This window comes from Hyphomicrobiales bacterium, from assembly GCA_016125495.1.
Taxonomy (GTDB): domain Bacteria; phylum Pseudomonadota; class Alphaproteobacteria; order Rhizobiales; family RI-29; genus RI-29.
Map to the genome: position 1 here is coordinate 158,228 of WGLQ01000014.1, position 19,149 is coordinate 177,376.

Consider the following 19,149-nt stretch of genomic DNA (forward strand, 5'->3'; position numbering starts at 1 on the left):
GGCGGAAAGGTGCCCGATGTTTGGGCCGCGCACGGCGAGAAGCAAGCACCAGTTGCGACAGTCCGGCCCGGCAATGCGGCACGCACTGGTCAGGGCGACGGCAAGCCCGGTCTCAGGGAGTGAGGTCGATACCGATCAGCCATCCGTGCAGGGCGATCACGAAGGCAATGTAGAGCGCGAGCCCGACACCGACAGCGATGACGTCGTTTCGCCATGGTCCGACGGCGACGGTGATGAGGCCGGCCCGCTCGCGCCGTTTCATGGAGATGAGCGCGAAGACGCCCCAGGCAAGGAAGCTGCCGAAGAGGATCAGCGAGGCGAGGTCGCCGCGCACGAAGAGGTGGGCGAGGGCCCAGACCTTCACGGCGAGGATCATCGGATGCGCGATGATGCGCTTCAGCTGGCCGGGATTGCCGGAGGCGACCAGCAACGGAAAGGCGAGAAGCATGAGCAGGAGCGTCGCGTGACGCCCCCAGGCGGGCGGCTCCCAGACAGACACGAACGGGGCGACGCTCCAGCCCCAGGCGATGAGCGCGACCCCGGCGATCGAGACGAACGAATAGGCGCCCCTGTAGCCGTTCGCACCCAGCGCGCCGATGAGGCGCTGACGCAGTGCCGGTGCCGCACTGACGAGATGGCTCGAAAAGAACACCACCAGTCCCAGAATGAGCAGTGTCACGGCTCGCGCTCCCCACTTGCATCGACGTGCCACCGCGCGCGGCAGGCGGCCAGCCGCTTCTCTCGCGCTGGCGTCCCTCACCTGCTCTGGTCGAACGCGGCTCCGACTTGCGTTCTAGTCGTGGCGAGCCGGGGAGGCAACGACAAGGCGATGGTCCCGGAAGCAATGCGCGCACGGCTCCTTCCCGAGCATCGGACCATGGTGGCGAACGAAGCCCGATCGCTTCATGCCGATCACGGCATCCACCGCGATCGCGGTTGAATCCGTCCTGACCAATAGATTGAATCGGACAGCGAAAATGCACACCCTGTTAGGGTTGCGAAAACCCGTTCGGGCTTAAAAGCGCGTGCAGTACACTGAGCGGCCGGTACTCACTTGCCGCAGTTCTGGAAAGGAACAGTCGATGGAATTCGCCTCGTTTCTGCTTCTCGCCCTCCTCGCGGTCGTCGCGTTCGCGCTCTGGTCGACCGTCAAGGTGGTGCCGCAGGGGTTCAACTTCACGGTCGAGCGGTTCGGTCGCTACACCACCACACTGAAGCCGGGCCTGCACATCCTCGTGCCATTCATGGACCGCGTCGGTGCGCGCATGAACATGAAGGAGCAGGTGCTCGACATTCCGGGCCAGGAGGTCATCACCCGTGACAACGCGATGGTGCGGGTCGACGGCGTCAACTTCTATCAGGTGCTCGATGCCTCGCAGGCCGCCTACGAGGTCAATGACCTCGAGCTCGCGGTCATCAACCTCACCATGACGAACATCCGCACGGTCATGGGGTCCATGGACCTCGATGAACTGCTCTCGAACCGCGATGCGATCAATGCACGGCTGCTGGCGATCGTCGATGAAGCCACCAATCCCTGGGGCATCAAGGTGACGCGCATCGAGATCAAGGACATCGAGCCGCCGCGTGACCTCGTCGAGTCGATGGCCCGTCAGATGAAGGCCGAGCGCGAGAAGCGCGCCCAGATCCTCGAGGCCGAAGGCTTGCGGGCCGCCGCCATTCTCAAGGCCGAGGGTGAAAAGCAGGCCAAAGTGCTCGAGGCCGAAGGCCGCAAGGAGGCCGCCTTCCGCGACGCCGAGGCGCGCGAGCGCGCCGCCGAGGCCGAGGCGCGCGCGACCCAGATGGTGTCCCAGGCGATTTCCGAAGGTGACGTCCAGGCCATCAACTACTTCGTTGCCAACAACTACGTCGAGGCGCTGAAGACACTCGCCGTCGCACCGAACCAGAAAGTCTTGATGCTGCCGATGGAAGCCACCTCGATCCTCGGCTCGCTCGCCGGCATCGGCGAGATCGCCCGCGAAACGTTCGGCGGCGCTGGCGATGGTCAGGCACCGGCCCGCGGCGGACGTGGACGCGGCTCGGTTCCAACCTCGAACGGTTGATCCGGAGCGATCGACGGTTGTGGTCCGGGGGGGCGCGGCGACGCACGCCGCGCTGCGTATTGGCGGGCCCCGCGAGGGGCTCGCCAAACGGGCATCACGATTGCGTCATAGGGTGATACTCAAACCCTCGCTTTCCTGCCATAATGTCGGCAGGAGAGGCTTCCGGCCTCCCCTCGGGATCACGCAGCCGAGAGGAGTGACAAGGAATGAAATTGCCTGATTGGGCAAAGGCACTGACCAGACTTGCGGCAATCGTCGCCGTGGCTCTCGTTGGCGGCCTCGTTGCCACACCTTCGAATGCGGGTGCGCTCGCACCCGTTTCCAGCGGCCTGAAGCCGGCGCTCGCCGCCGACACGGCGGGTCTGACTACGGTCGGCTACTACAAGCGCTGGGGCTATCGCTCCCATCGCCGCGTCTATAGCCGCTACTACAAGCCGCGGGTGCGCTACTATGGTTACTACAAGCCCCGTCGCCACTACTACAGCTACTACAAGCCGCGCCGGCACTACGGCTACTACAAGACGCGCCGGTATTACGGGTACCACAAGCCCTACCGCCGGCACTACGTGAAGCGGCGCCACTACCCGCACGTGGTCTACCACAAGTATCGCAAGCACCATGGCCTCGCCGGCTGGCACGTGGGCTATTATCGCCACGGTCATCCGCGGTTGCGGCTTTACGGCGTGCACTGGTGATCGCTTGATGGCGCCCCGACGAGCGACGGGGCCAAGGCAATGGGCGTGGCGGACCGAGGCGAACCGCCACGTGGCAGGACTTCGGAGCTGAAACGATCGGGCGGCGAGCTGGGGACGGATCGCCGCCCTCGCCATGTCCAGGGCCCGGCCCGCGCGCTGCTCCTTGACGCGCTGGCTACGCGCCGAGCCTCCGGCTCATCATGCGGCCCCGCTTCTCGAAACGGCAGCGATCATAGAGCTTTGCCACCCTCGCGTTGTTGTCGAGCACTTCGAGGTGCAGGGCATGAACCCCCTCGACGGCCAGACGCCCGCAGACCTGCTCGATGAACCATGCCCCGAGCCCTTGTCCGCGCACCTCTGGCGCGACGTAGATTTCGTCGAGGAAAGCATCCCGTCCGCCGAACTCGATGGAATAACCCCAGCAAAGTGCGGCATAGCCGGCCGCCCTGCCAGCCCCATCCGCCGGCTCGAGGATCAGAATGACGCCATACTCACGGCTCGTCAGCAGCGTGGCGACGGCCCGGTGCTGGGCCGTCGTGTCGCCGAACCCGTCCTCGGCCCAAAAGGCGCGCGCGAGGGCGAGAACGCTGTCGTGATCGGCAAGGCCGGCGTCCCGCACCCGCCACCCGGTCCCGGACACCGGCCCCGTCATGCATCGGCCTCCAGCCAGGGATTGAACACGGCGACCCCCATGGACTCGAAGTTGCCGGTGTTGCGGGTGACCACCGTCAGCCCGTGCACCAGCGCCGTCGCCCCGATCAAGGCATCACGCTCGGGGCGCGGGTCGGGCACGTGCAGGGCAGCGGCCCGCCGCGCCACGGCCGTGTCGATCGGGAGGATGCGGGGCTCGTACTCGACGAGAACCTGATCGTCCAGCCACCTGCGGATCCTCGTGGCTTGGCGCCAATCACGCCGCTCCAGTCGGAGCACGCCGATCTCCAACTCCATGACGGTCATGGCCGACAACCAGAACGTCTCGCAGTCTCGATCGCGTGCCCATCGCCGGACCGAAGGGTTCCCTGACGTCAATTTGCGCAGCTCGGAGACGACATTCGTATCGAGCAGAAACATCAATCAAAATCGACTGGTTGAGCGATTGGACCACGCATCTTCGGCGGATCGAATTCGATGTCGTCACCGTCCTTCTGGCTGAGTGCCTCGAGGAGGCTCTTGGGGCCACCGGTCAGCCGCCGATACTCCTCGTAGCTCAACAGCACATGCGCCGGCCGGCCGCGATCGGTGATGATCACCGGCCCCTTGTCGGCGGCCCTCTTGGCGCCGCCGGCGTCACGGTTGAACTCGCGGCTCGTGATGGTTGTCGTGGTCATGGTATGGACACCCTGAATTCGGCTCCCATCGCCGAATATAGCGTCCAGCCGGCAGCCCCACAATCCTTGGTAGCAACGTTGCTACCTACTCCCACTCGATGGTTCCGGGGGGCTTGGAGGTGACGTCGTAGACGACCCGGTTGACGCCCCGCACGCTATTGATGATCCGCGTCGCGGTGCGCGCCAGAAAAGCGTGCTCGAAGGCGTAGCTCTCGGCCGTCATGCCGTCCGTCGAGGTCACGGCCCGGAGCGCAAGGACATGCTCGTAGGTGCGCGCATCGCCCATGACGCCGACCGTCTGCACCGGCAGCAGCACCGCGAAGGCCTGCCAGATGGCATCGTAGAGGCCGGCCTTGCGGATCTCGTCCAGATAGATGGCGTCCGCCTTGCGCAGCACGTCGAGTTTTTCGCGCGTGATCGCGCCCGGTACGCGGATGGCAAGGCCCGGCCCCGGAAAGGGGTGGCGGCCAACGAAGGCTTCGGGCAGTCCCAGTTCGCGGCCGAGCGCGCGCACCTCGTCCTTGAAGAGTTCGCGCAATGGCTCGACCAGTTCGAGGTTCATGCGCTCCGGCAGGCCGCCGACGTTGTGGTGCGACTTGATGGTGACCGAAGGCCCACCGGTGAACGAGACGCTTTCGATGACGTCCGGATAGAGTGTGCCTTGCGCGAGGAACCGGACGCCACCAACCTTGCGGGCCTCCGCCTCGAACACCTCGATGAAGAGCCGGCCGATGGTCTTGCGCTTGACCTCGGGGTCGGCGACGCCATCGAGCGCGGAAAGGAAGGTGTCGGCGGCTTCCACGTGGACGAGCGGAATGTTGTAGTGGCCACGGAACAGCGAGACGACTTCGTCGGCCTCGCCCGCCCGCATGAGACCGTGGTCGACGAAGATGCAGGTCAGCCGGTCGCCGATCGCCTCGTGGATGAGGACGGCGGCAACGGCCGAATCGACGCCCCCCGAAAGGCCGCAGATGACGCGCCCCTGCGGCCCGACCTTCTCGCGGATGCGGGCGATCTCGGTCTCGCGAAAGGCCGCCATGGTCCATGCACCATCACATCCCGCGATGCGGCGAACGAAATTCGCGATGAGCCGCCCGCCCGCCGGCGTGTGGACCACCTCAGGATGGAACATCAGTCCGTAGTAGCGCCGCGCCTCGTCGGCGATCGCGGCAAAGGGCGCGTTCTGCGAGCGGGCAATGACGGAAAATCCCTCGGGCAAGCCGATGACGCGGTCACCATGGCTCATCCAGACCGGCTCGTGCCCACCCGCCTGCCAGACCCCATCGAGGAAGGGTGAGGCAGCGAGGACCTCGACATCGGCGCGGCCGAACTCGCGGTGGTCGGAGGATTCGACCTTGCCGCCCAAATGCTCGACCATCGCCATCTGACCGTAGCAGATGCCGAGCACCGGCAAGCCCGATGCGAAGATCTCCGGTGCCGCGCGGGGGGTGTCCGCCTCGGTGAGGCTCGCCGGCCCGCCCGAGAGGATCACACCCCGCGGTGCGAGGCGGGCGAGGCCCTCGGCCGCCTTGGAAAACGGCACGATCTCGCAATAGACTCCGGCCTCGCGCACGCGGCGCGCGATGAGCTGCGTGACCTGCGAGCCGAAATCGACGATGAGGATGGATTGGGATTCGGGTTGCTCTGCCATGCCGAGCCGATAGCGCGGGCATGAAGCGCCGGCAAGCGCACCGATTGCCCGACCGCTCTCAATCCCCGGTTCCGAGCAGTCGGCGCAGCGCCCAGTTCCTGAGAGCGCCCGAAGCGGCGGCCACGCGGATGATCGTGTTGCGGGCCGCGCGCTTCGACGGGCTGCGCGCCGTGATGAGACCGAAGCCGAAATCGACGAACCCCATGACGCGCCGCGCCTTGGCGATGCGGCGACGCTCGTAGCCCGCGAAATCACCCGCCACGAGGCTTTCGGCGAAGTCGAAGGCATCGTCGATTCCGAGGTTCATGCCCTGTCCGCCGACCGGCGAGTGGACATGGGCGGCATCGCCAGCGAGCCAGAGGCGGCCACGCCCATAGCTGCGGACGCGTCGCTCGGCGAGCGTGAAGTCGTTGCGCCAGGAGATTTCACCGATACCGACGAAAGCCGCCGCGCGCGCTTCGAGCTCCGGCCCCACGCCGATGATCCGGTGCCGGCCGTCACCGAGCGTGATCATGAACATCGGCGCGCCATCGGCGCCGAAGAACGCCGCCGCCTCACAGTCCGGCCACGGCCAGTCGAGGACCGCATCGAAGAGCTGCCAGTCGCCGGGATAGGCCTTGCCCTCGAAGGAGAGGCCGAGCGTGCATCGCGTCAGGCTGTGCGATCCGTCGGCGCCAAGGACGTAGTCGGAGCAGAACGACACCAATCCGGTCGGCGTTTCGGCAACCACGGTCACACCGTCGTCACGCTCCACGATCTCGCACGCCATCGTGCGCCAATGGACAGCGATGCCGAGTTCGCGGAGCCGCTCGACGAGAATGGCTTCCGTGCTGCTCTGCGGCAACGCCACGATGATCGGCTGGCCCTTGCGGGTCCTGGGCAAGGTGACGACGGCGAGGAGGCGGCCGTCGTCGTACATGCGCACGCGCTCGGGCCGGGCGGCACGCGCGAGGATGGCAGCGCTCGCCCCGACCGTGGCCAGATGCTCGAGGCTGGCCCGGTTGAGCGCGACGGCCCGCGATTGCTTCACGCTCTCGCCGTTGCGCTCGAGAACCGTCACGGTCACACCGCGCGTCGCGAGAGCCAGCGCGGCCGAAAGGCCGGTCGGTCCGGCACCGATGATCGTGACGGCTTTCGCCGGATGGGTCGAGGCCGCGAGCACCATGATCCCTCGCACCTAGCGCGTTGCCACGCGCGTCACAAGGCTCCGAGCGACGGGGCTTGCGCATCGGCGCGCATGCGTGTAGCAACCTCGTCTCGCCGCGCCACGCGGCGGCGACAGCGGGCGCATGACCGCACGGCCAGCACCGGTAGCTCAGCTGGATAGAGCACCAGACTACGAATCTGGGGGTCGGGAGTTCGAATCTTCCCCGGTGCGCCAATGAAATCAGCAAGATGATGGCTTGCACTGTCGTAGCGATGCCGCGAACGCGAGACCACGCCCCTGTTTTCGTAGTCCCTTGCTATCGCTCGCCATTCGACTTTCGTTAGACTGCATCCATGGACAGCCATCCGCAAGCGACTCGTCGAAGGTGAGTTTGCCATGGTTTTCGTCAGTACGGCTCCGAGCGACTCTACTCTGATCAAGCACCTTGAAGCCGACATCGTCGAGCGCGAGCCTGAGAAGGCGATTGCTGCCGTTCGCCGTAGTCAGGTAGGCGAGCCGTTGGATGACGACATGTTCCCGATGAAGATCTGGGGCGACAAGCACGCAAAGCAACTAAAGCGGCTTCCCCATCTGTTCAATGCCAACGGCTACTGGTGCATCTCCGAGTTGGCAAAGACGATCATCGAGACGGCAAAGCTGGGTCGAACCGGTATCCGCCCCGTTTCGATCTTGCAACGAGACCGAACCACGTCCGTTCCGGGTCGCTACTTCTGTCTCAACATCGCAGAGACCAAAGCTGCTCTCGCCCCGGATGCCTCGCAAGGACTACGACGCAACCCCCACGCCAAGGTGGCAATTTTCAATCCACCCTGGGTCATGGGCGAGGGCAGCTTCGCAGTCAGCCGGCTCGCCCTTCAGGGGCCCGAACTCTGGCTGGACCCTGCCGCTCAAAGGGTGTTCTTCGTCGCGGGCCGTCTCGGGACGGCGCTCGTCGATTCCGGCATGGCCCAAGCGTTCAGACTGTACTCATGCAGGATCGTCGACTGACGACGCAATGGATCGCTGGCCGTGGTTCCGTTCGTCCAAATCTACGCTGCGCATTCAATGATATAGGAGTTCGCGCTTTTGTCGCGCACGGCGCGCCATTGGAATCGATGAAGTAGCGACCCATCGGCATCCGGCCGTGCGCCGGGCTCTTCGGCAAGCTGGGCAAAATCTCTGTCTGCCGCCACCAGTTCGGTTTCCACCGCCCACGTGACATGCCTTGGCGCGTGGACGGCATCCCGCACCGCACCGCACCGCCCCACACACCACCCCTCACGCCCGCACCCGGTTGAAGCTTTCCGGGTCGATCGCTTCCTGCGTCGCCGAGACGAAGGTTCGGCGCAAGGCGTTGAGCCGAGCGATGGCATCGCCGCCGGCGGGCGCGCTCGATCGCGTCAGCCCCGTATCCGCATTCCCCTCCCCGCCCGGCTCCGCGATCTCACGCATCAGGTCGTAGACGGCAACGAGGCAATCGAGGATCGGCCGGCGCGAACCGCGAAACGCGGCCTCCTTCTCGCGTCCCTTTTCGGGGTCGCGGATGTTCGGGAAATAGAGCCGCCCCTCGTCGATGAGGGCGCTGAGGCGGCTTCGGAGCGCGATCAGCCGGTCGCCGTCGATGCAGCCGGATAGCCCCCCATTGGCGGCCCCGAGTTTGAGGCGCTCCTCGAACTCGGCGAGCACCTCGAGGCAGAGCCGCGACCAGGCGATGATGTGATCCTCGCGTTGCAGGCGCAGTTGCCAACGCGAGATGCGCTGCTGGCGCGAGAACACCCAGAGGGAAAGGAGGAGCGCAGCGAGCGAGAGAAGGGCGGCCAGCGCCTGGCTGATCGCGGCGACGGCATCGATGCGATCGACCAGACCGAGTGCCAGGAACTCACGCACGTTTCGCCCTCCCTCTGCCTGACCGCGGGTCGGGCCCGACCCGCCGTGGCTCGCCCACCTGCTCAGCCCGCGCGCGCCGCCGCGAGGTAGCCGTCGAGCTCGGCGAACTCGATGAGCCCGAGGCGGCGGTGGTTCTCGACCAGCCAGGAGAACGGCAGGTTGGCGAAATCGAGGCCGGCCGCATCGAGCGGCTCGCTGTTGGCCGACCGGCGCATGATCGCCGTGCCGTGATCGACCAGCACGATGCGCGTGTCGATGTCCGCTCGCGCCTTCATCTCCGCGATCGCCCGCCAGACGTCGCCGTTCCAGTAGAACTGCTGGCGCGGCACCTGATGGGCGCCCCAGTCGCGCGGCAGGCAGTCGTGCACACCGATCCAGCCCCCGGGTTCCAGACAATCGAGCGCATTGAGGATGTCGCGCCGGACCTGGGCGTACTCGTGCAAGCCGTCGATGAAGACGAGATCGAAGGAGAGCGTGTTTCCGGCGAAGAATTCGTCGCTCGTCATGCGGTGGGTGCCGCCGCGTGCAGGGTCGACGCCGATCTTCGTCGGGCACCAGACCGTGTGAAAGAGCTTGTCGTCCTGGCAACCGATCTCGAGATAGCGCTTGGCATCGATCCGGTGTGCGATGAGGCCGACGACGGCCCGCCGGTCATAAGGCACGCGCGACCAGTCGAAGTCCAGGCGGCCCGCCTCGGCACGGGGACCGGCACCGACGAGCCCGGCGAGCTTGCGGCGGGCCCATGTGGCCTCCATCGCTGCGCGCTCGGCCAGAAGCTCACGCAAGCGCCCCATGTGCCCCTCCTCAGCTTGTCCCGGCACCACCGCTCCGACCGGCGCCCGGTCTCGCCTCTGGCGCGGCGGCAGACTTGCTCAGCCGCGCCCTGAAAGCAACCAGCGCCGCGCCGTTCAGCACAAGCAGCGCGAGCCCGCTCGCCCAGACCGCGCCGTCGATGCCAAAGGCGAGGTACCCGGCGGCGACTCCGAGACCCTTGGCCAGCACCGCCCCGGAAAGCAACAGCATGGCGACGCGCTCGCCCCCCGTCACGAGGTTGGCATAAAAGAAGAGCCCGACCACGAGGTTCACGGTCTGGAAGGCGGCATAAACAACGAGCAGCGGCGCCCCCGCCCGGAACGGCTCGCCCCAGAGCCCCATCAAGCGTTCGGCGAGGAGCCAGACCAACACCATCACCGGACCGGCGAGCAGCGCCAGCAGCCCCGCATTGCGATGGACGATGGCGCGCACGTCGGCGAGGGCCCCCGCCGCATAGGCCCGCGCGATGCGCGGTGCGACGGGAATGTTGGCGGCGATCACCAGGTTGCCGATGAGCCCTCCCGTGCGCAGCACGGCGCCGAAGAGCCCGACGTCGGCGGCGCTTGCGAGCAGGCCGAGAACGATCACGTCGACCCAGCCGAACAGCGCAAAGGCGAGGGCAGCGCCAAAGAACGGTGCGGCCCGCAGCAACATCGCGCGCAAAGGTCGCCCGCCGGGATCATCGCGCCGGACCGCCATGGCCCCTCCCGCCGCCGCTCCCGTCGCCCGTCGCCAGAGGCCGAAGGCGGCAACGAACGCGAGCCCGTTCGCCGCCAGCAGCAGCCAGCCGATCGCCCCCGGCGTGAGCCGGCCGGCGAGCGCGAGCGTTCCAGCGAGAGCGAGGAGCAAGAACCACGGCAGCACGTATTGCAGCAGCGCCGACGCCGCCGGCTGCTGCCAGCCGCGCAAGGCCTCGGCAACGAGAAGTGTGAGCCCCGCCGGAACCACTGCGAGCATCATCACCGGGAGCATCGCCGAAAGCGCGCCCCCCGCCGATCCGGCAGGGCCGACGAGGCTGGCCACCAAGCCGCAAGCGGCCGCCACCGCGAGCGCCGGCACGGCGAGATTGAAGGCACTCCCGAGGTAGCGTCGCGCCGCGCCGGGATTCCCGTTCGCGTGGGCGGCCGCGACCTCGCGCACCGCGAGTTGCTCGAGGCCGAGGCGGCCCACTGTCGCCAGCACGATGATCCAGCCGAGCCCCACCTGGAAAGCGCCCTGCGCCTCGATACCGAGCGTGCGTGCGACGAGGAGATGGGCGGCGAACGCCGTTGCGATACCGGCAGCCTGGATGAGGCCCGCCCGAGCGATGGCGAGGGCATCGGCCATCCGCGCGGCCGGGCTCATCCGGTGCAACCCTTGCCGATCGCGGGCCGTATGGCGAACCGGCTCACGAGTTCGCGCACGCCGTGCATCGTCCTTTGAGCTCGATCGTGGCCCCCTCGAGCCGCATTCCGGCGCGCTCTGCGAGCTTTCCCGCGAGCGCCAGCAGATCGGCGTCGGTGAATTCCGTCACCCGCCCGCAGGCCGTGCAGATGACGAAGGCCGCCAGATTGCGCACCTCGCATTCCGGATGGCTGCACGCGATGAAGGCATTGAGGCTTTCGATGCGATGCACGAGCCCGGCGCGCTGGAGCTTGTCGAGGGCGCGGTAGACCTGTGGCGGCGCGCGCAGCCCATCGCCGCGCAGCGCTTCGAGAATGGCATAGGCGCCGAGCGGGGTACCGGCATCCGCGAGCGTCGTCAGCACCAGGCGCTCGTTGCGCGTCAGCGTCGCCTCGCCAGGATGCGCCTCGCTCATCCCGTCCCCCTGCGCTTGCTATGGTCGCCGCCCGCAAAGATCGCCCCGACCGGCAACATGCACCCGAGAAAGAGCGCCAAAGCCGCCACGACGATCGAAGGGCCGGCCGGCGTATCCCATGTGAGCGAACCAAAGAGCCCGAGTACGACCGCGAACGCCCCGCAAAGAGCCGCCACGAGCGCCATCGCCTCCGGCCCCGAAACGAGCCGGCGGGCAGCGGCTGGCGGAATGATGAGCATGGCGGTGATGAGCAGCACTCCGACGATCTTCATGGAAATGGCGATGACGAGCGCCATCAAGAGCATGAACACGAGATTCGTTCGAGCCGGCGTCATCCCCTCCGCCTCGGCGATCTCCCGGCTGACCGTCGCGGCGAAGAGGCGGCTCCAGATGGCCGCCAGCAGCGCCAGAACCAATGCCCCACCACCCCAGATGACCAGGAGATCCTGGCTCGACACGGCAAGGATGTCGCCGAAGAGAAATCCCATCAGATCGACCCGCACCCAAGGCATCAGACCGAGACAGACGAGCCCCAGCGCGAGCGAGGAATGAGCCAGCAGACCGAGGATCGCGTCCGAAGAAAGCGAGGCGCGACGCTGGAGTGCGAGGAGGGCCAATGCGATCAGGGCACAGACGACGAAAACCGTGCCCGTCACACTGATCTCGAAGAGCAGCGCGAGCGCCACCCCCAGCAGCGCGGAATGCGAGAGCGTGTCCCCGAAATAAGCGAGCCGGCGCCAGACGATGAAACACCCGAGCGGCCCGGCGACGAAGGCGACCCCGATTCCAGCGAGCATGGCCCGAGTGAAGAAATCATCGAGCATGGCCGCCCCCCGTCCGCCCCTCGGCACCGCCCTCGCCTGGCGAGCCGGGCGAAGGATCGGCCTTCGCGTGTCCATGGGTATGATCGTGCCCGTGCCCATGATCGTGCCCGTGCCCATGATCGTGCCCGTGATCGCAGCAGGCAGCTCCCGCCACTCCGTGTTCGGCGGCGTGGCCCGGCCCCCCGCCCCCCGGCACGATCCGACCGTCCGGCAAGTGGGCGTGGTCGTGGCGATGCTCGTAGACGGCGAGCGTTGCCGCCGCCCGCTCCCCGAAGAGTTGCCGATACTCCGCGCTCTCGGCGACCGAGGCCGGCGTGCCGCGGCAGCAGACGTGACCGTTGAGGCAGACCACATAGTCCGTCGCGGCCATCACCACGTGCAGATCGTGGGAGATCAGCAGAATACCGCAGCCGAGTTCGTCCCGGATCCGCCCGATGAGATTGTAGAGGGCGATCTCGCCGGTGTAGTCCACCCCTTGGACGGGCTCGTCCAGAACCATGAGATCCGGCTTGCGGGCGATGGCGCGAGCCAGCTGCACACGCTGGAATTCGCCGCCCGAGAGCGTGCGAACCTCGGACCCCGCCAGGTGCCCGACCGCCGTGCGCTCGAGTGCCGCCGCGATGGCGGCATCCGCGACGCCACCGGTCAACGCCATGAAACGGCGCACCGTCAGCGGCAATGTCCAATCGACGTGCAGGCGCTGGGGCACATAGGCCACGCGCAGCCCCTCCCGGCGCCACGCCTTTCCCTCGTCCGCCGCCATCAACCCGATGGCCAACTTGGCCGTGGTCGATTTGCCGGAGCCGTTCGGGCCGATGAGCGTGACGATCTCGCGTGGCCGCACCGTGAGTTCGACCCCGCGCACGAGCCAACGCCCGGCCCGGTGCACCCCGGCGCCATCCAAGGAAACCAATGGCGTTGTCGTCTCGCGCATCCCCGTTCCCGTCCCGTCCACCAGGCCCCCGACATTGCCTCCGCACCGGGACTCGTCCGGTCCGGCGCTCTCCGTTGCGCCACTTCGGGGATCCGGCCGTCACCGACCGCGAGCCGTCATGCTCCGGCGATGTCTTGCAATCGCAAATATCGTTATGTTATAGCATTCGCCACCAGACTGCCATAGCAGCGATCGCTCAGCACTACACCGGTCGCTCACCAAACGCCACGGAGGCTATTCGTGAGAGTGATACGAACGTTCGGGTTCTGGGTCCTCGGCGCCGGCTTGGCGCTTGCCGCAACCGGCCGATCCGCCGCAGCGGAGGCGCCGTCCGTGGTGGTCTCCATCAAGCCGATCCACTCGCTCGTCGCCGGGGTCATGGACGGCATCGGCACACCGGGGATTATCGTCGAGGGGGCGGGTTCACCGCACACCGCCAGCCTCAAGCCGTCAAAAGCCGCTGCCATCGAAGCGGCGGGCGTGGTGTTCTGGGTCGGCCACGAACTCGAAACCTTTCTCGAGGGGCCGCTCGAATCACTAGCCGGCAAGGCCCACGTGATCAGCCTCATCGACGCACCGGACCTCGTGCGTCACGAAATCCGCGAAGGCGGCGCATTCGAAGGTCACGCCGACCACGACGGACACGGACACGGACACGGACACGAAGAGGCCAAGCACGACGAACACGATCACGACAAATCCAAGAACCACGATGGCCACGGCCACGGCCACGGACACGGTGAGGCAAAGCACACCGAAGCCGACCATGGGGACGGCGAACATCACGACGAAACCGACGCTCACATCTGGCTCGATCCCGCCAACGCAAAGGCGATCGTCGCGGCGGCCGCCAAGGCTCTCGCCGAGGCCGATCCGGCCAATGGCGGGCGGTACATGGCCAACGCCGCTGCGCTGCAGGCCCGCCTCGACGGGCTGACCACCGATATCGAGACCATCGTGGCGCCGGTGCGCGAGAGGCCCTTCATCGTCTTTCACGATGCCTACCAGTACTTCGAGCATCGATTCGGCCTCGCCGCGGCCGGCTCCATCACGACGAACCCCGAAGTGGCGCCCGGCGCAGAGCGGGTGACGGAGCTGCGGGCAAAGGTGCGTGAACTCGGCGCGGTCTGCGTCTTCTCCGAACCCCAATTCTCGCCCAAGATCGTCAGTGTCATCACCGAGGGAACCGGCGCGCGCACCGGCGTGCTCGATCCGCTCGGAGCCGACATCGCCGCCGGTCCGGAGCACTATTTCACGCTCATGAAGCGCAACGCCGAGGCCATCCGCGATTGCCTGACGCCGGCGAGCTGAGCCGCTGGTATGGGTTACCGTTGAGGTCCGGGTGACGCCGTGCTACCGGCCCCGTCGAGGGTGCGCCGCCATCCGGCCCCGCACCCTCGACGGGAGATCGTGACATGCCGCTCTATGCGTTCGAGAAGCGTCGTCCCAGCCTCGCAGCACCGGAGCGCACCTGGATCGCCCCCGGTGCGCACGTGATCGGCGACGTCGAACTCGCCGCGGACGTGAGCGTCTGGTTCGGTGCGACCCTCAGGGGCGACAACGAAGCGATCACTGTCGGCGCGGGCTCGAACCTCCAGGAAAACGTCATCTGCCACACCGATCCGGGCTTTCCGCTGAGGATCGGAGCCGGCTGCACGATCGGCCACGGAGCGATCCTGCATGGCTGCACGATCGCCGACGACTGCCTCGTCGGCATGGGAGCGACCATTCTCAACGGGGCCGAAATCGGGGCCGGTTCGATCGTCGGAGCGGGCGCCCTCGTCACCGAGCGCAAATCGTTTCCGCCCGGCTCCCTGATCGTCGGCTCGCCGGCCCGCCTCGCACGCGAGGTGGACGAGAAGGGCCGTGAGATCATCCGCCGTTCGGCCGCCGTCTACGTCGCGAAGATCGCGCGCTATCGCACGGGCCTCGAGCCGATCGGGGATTGAGCGCCGCCAACCGCTCGCGGACGCTCCCGCGCCCATCGGGCAACCGGGCTCCGGCCACCGTTTCGCCTTGCCCCTGTGGAAAGCGGCGTTGGAGCAACCAGCGCACTTTGCTAGTTTTGCGCGATCGCCGATTATGACGCTGGTGTGCTTCGTCGAACGAGCCCTGGCACCCGATGGTCGCGGGTAGATGGCGGCGGCACGCGAGGCGAACCTGCCAGCGAAAGCGGTCGAGGAGAAAAGCATGTTGTCGCCAAGCGCGTTTCGCGCGCCCGCACCGCGTGGCGCCTCCGCCCCCCGCTCGACGCAGGCCAGCGCGCCATGCGTGTCTCGCCGGTCGTCATTCAGTCCATACGGCCCATTGGCGCTGGCACTCGCCGTGCTGATCGGCTTCGGCTCCCTCGCCGCCGGCCCGCAACCCGCCCGGGCGGACATGTCGATCTATGTCCTCGTCAACGATGAACCGATCTCCGAGTTCGACATCCAGCAACGCGTCAACCTGCTGCTGTCCAGTTCCTCGCAGATGCGCTCCCGGCTCGAGGCCAAGCTCCGCGCCAAGGACATCAACGAGCGCTTTCGCCAGTTCGCCATGTCGCGCAATCCGCGTAGCCAGGAAGACGTGAAGCGTCTGCAGGGCGAGTTCGTCGAGCGGCTGCGCGAGCAGGCCTTGCGCGAGGTCCGTCCGGGGCTGCGCAATGCGGCCCTCAGTGAACTCGTGAACGAGATCCTGATGGTCCAAGAGGCCAAACGGCTCAACATCGTCGTCGACGAGGAGGAGGTCACGAGGCTGCTCACCGCCATGGCCAAGCGCAGCAATGCGACGCTCGAAGCCTTCGCGGCGAACCTGCGCAGGGGCGGCATCAACATCGCGACCCTACGCAGCAAGGTGCGCGGCCAGGTCGCCTGGAGCCGGGTCGTGCGACGCCGGTATGGCAGCAGTGTCTTCATCGGCGAGGACGAACTCGACGAGACCGTGTCGACCATCGCCACCGGGGAGGAAGGCGCGGGGCCCGTCGAGAAGGTCGAGATGCGTCTCAACCGCATCACCATCCCGCTTTCGGGCCAGATCGACCAGAGCCTGATGGGCCAGCGTTTCGCGGCCGCCGAGGACCTGCGCCAGCGATTCCAGTCCTGCGAGAGCACCGCCAAGCTGGCCGCCCTCGTTCCCGGCGCAACCCACCAGAGCCTCGGGCGCGTCGCACTCGACACGCTGCCCGTGGAGGCCCGCCCGATCCTGGCGGCCGCCCAGGCCGGCCAGATGGCCCCCCCGGTCTTCACCGCGAGCGGCATCCACCTCTATGCGGTCTGCGACCGGCGCAGCGTGGCCGGCGATGAACAGACCCGGCAGGAGGCTCGCAACAAGCTCGAACAGGAGCAACTGGCCTCGCACGCCAAGCGCCTGCTCCGCGACCTCTGCACCGATGCGTTCCTGGAATACAAGGCGGGCGAGCAACCGGGCCAGAAGCCCTGCGGCGAGACCTGAGCCCGTGCGCGCCGACAAGCCACTGGCCGTCACCATGGGTGACCCGGCCGGCATTGGCCCGGAGATCATTCTCGAGGCCTGGTCGGTGAGAGAAGCAGAGCGACTTGCGCCATTCGTTGCGGTCGGCCGTCCCGAATGGCTCCTCGACGCCGCACGGCGGCGCCCGAGGGCCGTACCGATCGACACCATCACCGCGACCGAAGCCCTCGCCGACCCCAGGGCTCTCGGACTTGCGGCTCGCGACCCGAACCGCCTCGTCGTCGTCGCGGTCGGCGATCCCGGCCCCGCCGTCGTTCCAGGCCGACCGACCGAGGCGGCAGCACCCGCCATCATCGCCGCGATCGAGACCTCCGTCGCCCTGATCGCCGCCGGGCAGGCCGCCGGGATCGTCACGGCCCCGATCGCCAAGGCGGTCCTCAAGTCCGCCGGCTTTGCCCATCCGGGGCACACCGAACTCCTCGGTGAACTCAGCCGGCGCCATTGGCCGGTCGAGCCCTGCCAACCGGTCATGATGCTGGTCGGGGCCGATCTCCGGGTCGTTCCGGTCACCGTCCACGTCCCCCTCACCGCGGTCGCCCCGAGCCTCACCGGCGAACTCATCATGAGCGTCGCGCGCATCACGGCACGGGCGCTCACCCGTGACTTCGCCGTCGCCCGACCGCGGATCGCCGTGTGCGGGCTCAACCCCCATGCCGGCGAGAACGCCACTATGGGCACCGAGGAACGCGACATCATCGCCCCGGCCGTCGCCGGCCTCGTTCGCGAGGGGCTGGAGGTGCGCGGACCGCTCCCGGCCGACACACTTTTTCATCCACGCGCCCGGCGGAACTACGATGCCGTTCTCGGCATGTATCACGATCAGGTCCTGATCCCCCTCAAGACGATCGCCTTCGAGAGCGGCGTCAACACCACACTCGGCCTCGCCTTCGTGCGCACCTCGCCGGACCATGGCACGGCTTTCGACATCGCTGGCACGGGAACGGCCGACCCGACCAGCATGATCGCCGCGATCCGGCTTGCCGGCGATATGGTCCGCCGGCGCGACGCCGCACCCGTTGCGCGCGTGAACTGATGGGCTCGAGCGCGGCACCGGGCGACGGACTGCCGGCCCTGCGCGAGGTGATCCGCTTGCTGGAACTGCGGGCGCGGCGCAGCCTCGGGCAGAATTTCATCCTCGACCTCAATCTCACGCGGCGCATCGCCCGTCTCGTGCCGGACCTTGCCGCGCGCTCCATCGTCGAGATCGGGCCCGGCCCCGGGGGCCTGACACGCGGACTTCTCATGGAGGGAGCCGGCCGGGTCCTCGCCGTCGAGCGCGATGAGCGTTTCCTTCCCGCACTGGCGGCGATCGCCGAGGCCTATCCGGGCCGGCTCGAGGTTCGCCACGCCGATGCCCTCGAACTCGATTATTCGTCTCTCGTTACCGCTCCCGGCGCGATCGTCGCCAACCTGCCCTACAACATCGCAACGCCCCTCCTCACCGGCTGGCTGACCCTGACGCCCTGGCCGGACTGGCTCGGTCTGATGGCCCTGATGTTCCAAAAGGAGGTTGCCGAGCGCATCGCCGCGCCGGTCGGCACGCCGGCCTATGGCCGTCTCTCGGTGCTGGCCCAGTGGCGCGCCGAGGTTCGACTGGCCCTGACGTTGCCACCCGCCGCCTTCACGCCGCCACCCAAGGTCTCCTCGGCGGTCGTCGTATTCCGCCCCCGCCCGGTGCCCGAGCCGGTCTGTGCCCCGGCAACGCTGGAGAGAGTCACGGCGGCCGCCTTCGGCCAGCGGCGCAAGATGCTGCGGGCGAGCCTCAAGACCCTGGTTGCCGAGCCCGAAGCCCTGCTCGAAGCGGCCGCGATCGAGCCGACCGAACGCGCCGAGCATGTTCCGGTCGCAGGGTTCGTGCGGCTCGCCGCCGCCCTCGAGGCTCAAAACGCGGCGGGCGATCGGCGTTAGCCGCCTTCGAGCCCGTCGACGAAAGCGCCGAGCCCCGTGCGCCGCCGGGTCCTGAGCCGCTCGCTGGCGAGGATCGAGCGGATCGATTCGACACTCTCGTCGACATCCGCGTTGACCACCACGTACTCGTACTCGCCCCAGTGACTGATTTCCTCCTCGGCGCGCGCCATTCGCTCGGCGACGACGGCGGCGCTGTCCTGGGCCCGCTGACGCAAACGTTGTTCGAGCGCGACGAGCGACGGCGGAAGGATGAAAACGGTGACGACGTCTGCCCCGGCGCGCTCGCGCAATTGCCGCGCTCCCTGCCAGTCGACGTCGAACAGCACGTCGCGGCCCTCGGCGAGCGCCGCCTCGACCGGGGCCTTCGGCGTGCCGTACCCGTTGGAAAAGACGTTGGCCCACTCGAGCAATTCGCCGGCCTCGCGGCGCGCATCGAAGGTGGCGCGGTCGACGAAGTGGTAATCGATGCCGTCGCGTTCTCCCGGACGAGGCGCCCGGGTCGTCAAGGAGACCGAAAGCCGCAGCTCCGCCTCGGCGTCCATGAGGCGTCGCGCGATTGTCGTCTTTCCTGCACCAGAGGGCGAGGAGAGCACGAGCATGAGACCGCGCCGGGGGATCAGGGGATTGCTCATT

21 protein-coding genes and 1 tRNA gene are annotated in these 19,149 nt (G+C 67.5%); 9 read left to right on the top strand and 13 right to left on the bottom strand.

Translation table 11 applies throughout. The features are described from left to right. Nucleotides 1-112 precede the first annotated feature (112 nt). Entirely contained in the window at nt 113-679 is a 567-nt protein-coding gene (locus tag GC150_11930) for an NnrU family protein (protein ID MBI1385610.1), read from the bottom strand. 403 nt (nt 680-1,082) lie between these two features. Between GC150_11930 and GC150_11935 the strand changes: the two genes are divergently transcribed. Both GC150_11935 and GC150_11940 read left to right on the top strand, forming a co-directional pair. After that, the gene (locus GC150_11935; protein MBI1385611.1) at nt 1,083-2,063 is read left to right on the top strand and encodes an SPFH/Band 7/PHB domain protein; all 981 of its coding nucleotides are present in this window, start codon (nt 1,083-1,085) and stop codon (nt 2,061-2,063) included. A gap of 206 nt (nt 2,064-2,269) precedes the next feature. Then, on the top strand, nt 2,270-2,758 hold the full coding sequence (locus tag GC150_11940; GenBank protein MBI1385612.1) for a hypothetical protein: 489 nt from the start codon (nt 2,270-2,272) through the stop codon (nt 2,756-2,758). Between the two features lie 175 nt (nt 2,759-2,933). On the opposite strand, the gene GC150_11945 is transcribed toward GC150_11940, so the two are convergent. The 5 genes from GC150_11945 to GC150_11965 form a co-directional block, all read right to left on the bottom strand. Beyond that, entirely contained in the window at nt 2,934-3,410 is a 477-nt protein-coding gene (locus GC150_11945) for a GNAT family N-acetyltransferase (protein ID MBI1385613.1), read from the bottom strand. After that, on the bottom strand, nt 3,407-3,829 hold the full coding sequence (locus GC150_11950) for a PIN domain-containing protein (protein MBI1385614.1): 423 nt from the start codon (nt 3,827-3,829) through the stop codon (nt 3,407-3,409). The genes GC150_11945 and GC150_11950 overlap by 4 nt, the downstream gene beginning before the upstream one ends. Further along, on the bottom strand, nt 3,829-4,086 hold the full coding sequence (locus GC150_11955; GenBank protein MBI1385615.1) for a type II toxin-antitoxin system prevent-host-death family antitoxin: 258 nt from the start codon (nt 4,084-4,086) through the stop codon (nt 3,829-3,831). Before GC150_11955 ends, GC150_11950 begins: the two co-directional genes overlap by 1 nt. Nucleotides 4,087-4,171: 85 nt before the next feature. Continuing rightward, entirely contained in the window at nt 4,172-5,737 is a 1,566-nt protein-coding gene (guaA, locus tag GC150_11960; protein MBI1385616.1) for a glutamine-hydrolyzing GMP synthase, read from the bottom strand. Between the two features lie 58 nt (nt 5,738-5,795). Continuing rightward, a complete protein-coding gene (locus GC150_11965) occupies nt 5,796-6,902 on the bottom strand; it encodes an FAD-dependent oxidoreductase (GenBank protein ID MBI1385617.1) in 1,107 nt (368 codons plus the stop codon). A gap of 139 nt (nt 6,903-7,041) precedes the next feature. On the opposite strand from GC150_11965, the gene GC150_11970 reads away from it, so the two are divergent. Continuing rightward, nucleotides 7,042-7,118 (top strand) — tRNA-Arg (locus GC150_11970). Between the two features lie 162 nt (nt 7,119-7,280). Then, nucleotides 7,281-7,892 (top strand): hypothetical protein, encoded by a 612-nt coding sequence (locus GC150_11975; GenBank protein ID MBI1385618.1) that lies wholly within the window; start codon nt 7,281-7,283, stop codon nt 7,890-7,892. A 270-nt stretch (nt 7,893-8,162) separates the two neighbouring features. Here the strand turns inward: GC150_11975 and GC150_11980 are convergent, their stop codons facing one another. The 6 genes from GC150_11980 to GC150_12005 form a co-directional block, all read right to left on the bottom strand. Beyond that, nucleotides 8,163-8,771, bottom strand: a complete 609-nt coding sequence (locus GC150_11980) for a hypothetical protein (GenBank protein ID MBI1385619.1) — start codon at nt 8,769-8,771, stop codon at nt 8,163-8,165. A 62-nt stretch (nt 8,772-8,833) separates the two neighbouring features. Next, nucleotides 8,834-9,565 carry a class I SAM-dependent methyltransferase gene (locus GC150_11985; protein ID MBI1385620.1) on the bottom strand — a complete coding sequence of 244 codons (732 nt, stop codon included), beginning with the start codon at nt 9,563-9,565 and terminating at the stop codon, nt 8,834-8,836. A gap of 10 nt (nt 9,566-9,575) precedes the next feature. Then, a complete protein-coding gene (locus GC150_11990; protein MBI1385621.1) occupies nt 9,576-10,928 on the bottom strand; it encodes an oligosaccharide flippase family protein in 1,353 nt (450 codons plus the stop codon). A gap of 43 nt (nt 10,929-10,971) precedes the next feature. Then, nucleotides 10,972-11,382 (bottom strand): transcriptional repressor, encoded by a 411-nt coding sequence (locus GC150_11995; protein MBI1385622.1) that lies wholly within the window; start codon nt 11,380-11,382, stop codon nt 10,972-10,974. Further along, nucleotides 11,379-12,206 carry a hypothetical protein gene (locus tag GC150_12000; protein MBI1385623.1) on the bottom strand — a complete coding sequence of 276 codons (828 nt, stop codon included), beginning with the start codon at nt 12,204-12,206 and terminating at the stop codon, nt 11,379-11,381. Before GC150_12000 ends, GC150_11995 begins: the two co-directional genes overlap by 4 nt. Beyond that, a complete protein-coding gene (locus GC150_12005; GenBank protein MBI1385624.1) occupies nt 12,196-13,140 on the bottom strand; it encodes an ATP-binding cassette domain-containing protein in 945 nt (314 codons plus the stop codon). The genes GC150_12000 and GC150_12005 overlap by 11 nt, the downstream gene beginning before the upstream one ends. Nucleotides 13,141-13,380: 240 nt before the next feature. Between GC150_12005 and GC150_12010 the strand changes: the two genes are divergently transcribed. From GC150_12010 to rsmA, 5 genes are all read left to right on the top strand, one after another. Beyond that, nucleotides 13,381-14,451: a zinc ABC transporter substrate-binding protein gene (locus tag GC150_12010; protein MBI1385625.1), complete on the top strand. Its 1,071-nt coding sequence runs from the start codon at nt 13,381-13,383 to the stop codon at nt 14,449-14,451. Nucleotides 14,452-14,555: 104 nt separating this feature from the next. Next, nucleotides 14,556-15,089 carry a gamma carbonic anhydrase family protein gene (locus GC150_12015; GenBank protein ID MBI1385626.1) on the top strand — a complete coding sequence of 178 codons (534 nt, stop codon included), beginning with the start codon at nt 14,556-14,558 and terminating at the stop codon, nt 15,087-15,089. A 187-nt stretch (nt 15,090-15,276) separates the two neighbouring features. Beyond that, nucleotides 15,277-16,569: a hypothetical protein gene (locus tag GC150_12020; GenBank protein MBI1385627.1), complete on the top strand. Its 1,293-nt coding sequence runs from the start codon at nt 15,277-15,279 to the stop codon at nt 16,567-16,569. Then, complete coding sequence (gene pdxA / locus GC150_12025; protein ID MBI1385628.1) at nt 16,508-17,641, top strand: 4-hydroxythreonine-4-phosphate dehydrogenase PdxA; 1,134 nt, start codon at nt 16,508-16,510, stop codon at nt 17,639-17,641. The genes GC150_12020 and pdxA overlap by 62 nt, the downstream gene beginning before the upstream one ends. Then, on the top strand, nt 17,641-18,516 hold the full coding sequence (gene rsmA, locus GC150_12030) for a 16S rRNA (adenine(1518)-N(6)/adenine(1519)-N(6))-dimethyltransferase RsmA (GenBank protein ID MBI1385629.1): 876 nt from the start codon (nt 17,641-17,643) through the stop codon (nt 18,514-18,516). Before pdxA ends, rsmA begins: the two co-directional genes overlap by 1 nt. On the opposite strand, the gene GC150_12035 is transcribed toward rsmA, so the two are convergent. Then, on the bottom strand, nt 18,513-19,148 hold the full coding sequence (locus tag GC150_12035) for a guanylate kinase (protein MBI1385630.1): 636 nt from the start codon (nt 19,146-19,148) through the stop codon (nt 18,513-18,515). The genes rsmA and GC150_12035 overlap by 4 nt on opposite strands. Nucleotide 19,149 lies beyond the last annotated feature (1 nt).

Excerpts from the sequence above, each read along its gene's own strand:
- GC150_11935 (MBI1385611.1), top strand. The coding sequence starts at position 1,083 with ATGGAATTCGCCTCGTTTCTGCTTCTCGCCCTCCTCGCGGTCGTCGCG.
- GC150_11940 (MBI1385612.1), top strand. The coding sequence starts at position 2,270 with ATGAAATTGCCTGATTGGGCAAAGGCACTGACCAGACTTGCGGCAATC.
- GC150_11945 (MBI1385613.1), bottom strand. The coding sequence starts at position 3,410 with ATGACGGGGCCGGTGTCCGGGACCGGGTGGCGGGTGCGGGACGCCGGC.
- GC150_11950 (MBI1385614.1), bottom strand. The coding sequence starts at position 3,829 with ATGTTTCTGCTCGATACGAATGTCGTCTCCGAGCTGCGCAAATTGACG.
- GC150_11955 (MBI1385615.1), bottom strand. The coding sequence starts at position 4,086 with ATGACCACGACAACCATCACGAGCCGCGAGTTCAACCGTGACGCCGGC.
- guaA (MBI1385616.1), bottom strand. The coding sequence starts at position 5,737 with ATGGCAGAGCAACCCGAATCCCAATCCATCCTCATCGTCGATTTCGGC.
- GC150_11965 (MBI1385617.1), bottom strand. The coding sequence starts at position 6,902 with ATGGTGCTCGCGGCCTCGACCCATCCGGCGAAAGCCGTCACGATCATC.
- GC150_11975 (MBI1385618.1), top strand. The coding sequence starts at position 7,281 with ATGGTTTTCGTCAGTACGGCTCCGAGCGACTCTACTCTGATCAAGCAC.
- GC150_11985 (MBI1385620.1), bottom strand. The coding sequence starts at position 9,565 with ATGGGGCGCTTGCGTGAGCTTCTGGCCGAGCGCGCAGCGATGGAGGCC.
- GC150_11990 (MBI1385621.1), bottom strand. The coding sequence starts at position 10,928 with ATGAGCCCGGCCGCGCGGATGGCCGATGCCCTCGCCATCGCTCGGGCG.
- GC150_11995 (MBI1385622.1), bottom strand. The coding sequence starts at position 11,382 with ATGAGCGAGGCGCATCCTGGCGAGGCGACGCTGACGCGCAACGAGCGC.
- GC150_12000 (MBI1385623.1), bottom strand. The coding sequence starts at position 12,206 with ATGCTCGATGATTTCTTCACTCGGGCCATGCTCGCTGGAATCGGGGTC.
- GC150_12005 (MBI1385624.1), bottom strand. The coding sequence starts at position 13,140 with ATGCGCGAGACGACAACGCCATTGGTTTCCTTGGATGGCGCCGGGGTG.
- GC150_12015 (MBI1385626.1), top strand. The coding sequence starts at position 14,556 with ATGCCGCTCTATGCGTTCGAGAAGCGTCGTCCCAGCCTCGCAGCACCG.
- GC150_12020 (MBI1385627.1), top strand. The coding sequence starts at position 15,277 with ATGGCGGCGGCACGCGAGGCGAACCTGCCAGCGAAAGCGGTCGAGGAG.
- pdxA (MBI1385628.1), top strand. The coding sequence starts at position 16,508 with ATGCGTTCCTGGAATACAAGGCGGGCGAGCAACCGGGCCAGAAGCCCT.
- rsmA (MBI1385629.1), top strand. The coding sequence starts at position 17,641 with ATGGGCTCGAGCGCGGCACCGGGCGACGGACTGCCGGCCCTGCGCGAG.
- GC150_12035 (MBI1385630.1), bottom strand. The coding sequence starts at position 19,148 with ATGAGCAATCCCCTGATCCCCCGGCGCGGTCTCATGCTCGTGCTCTCC.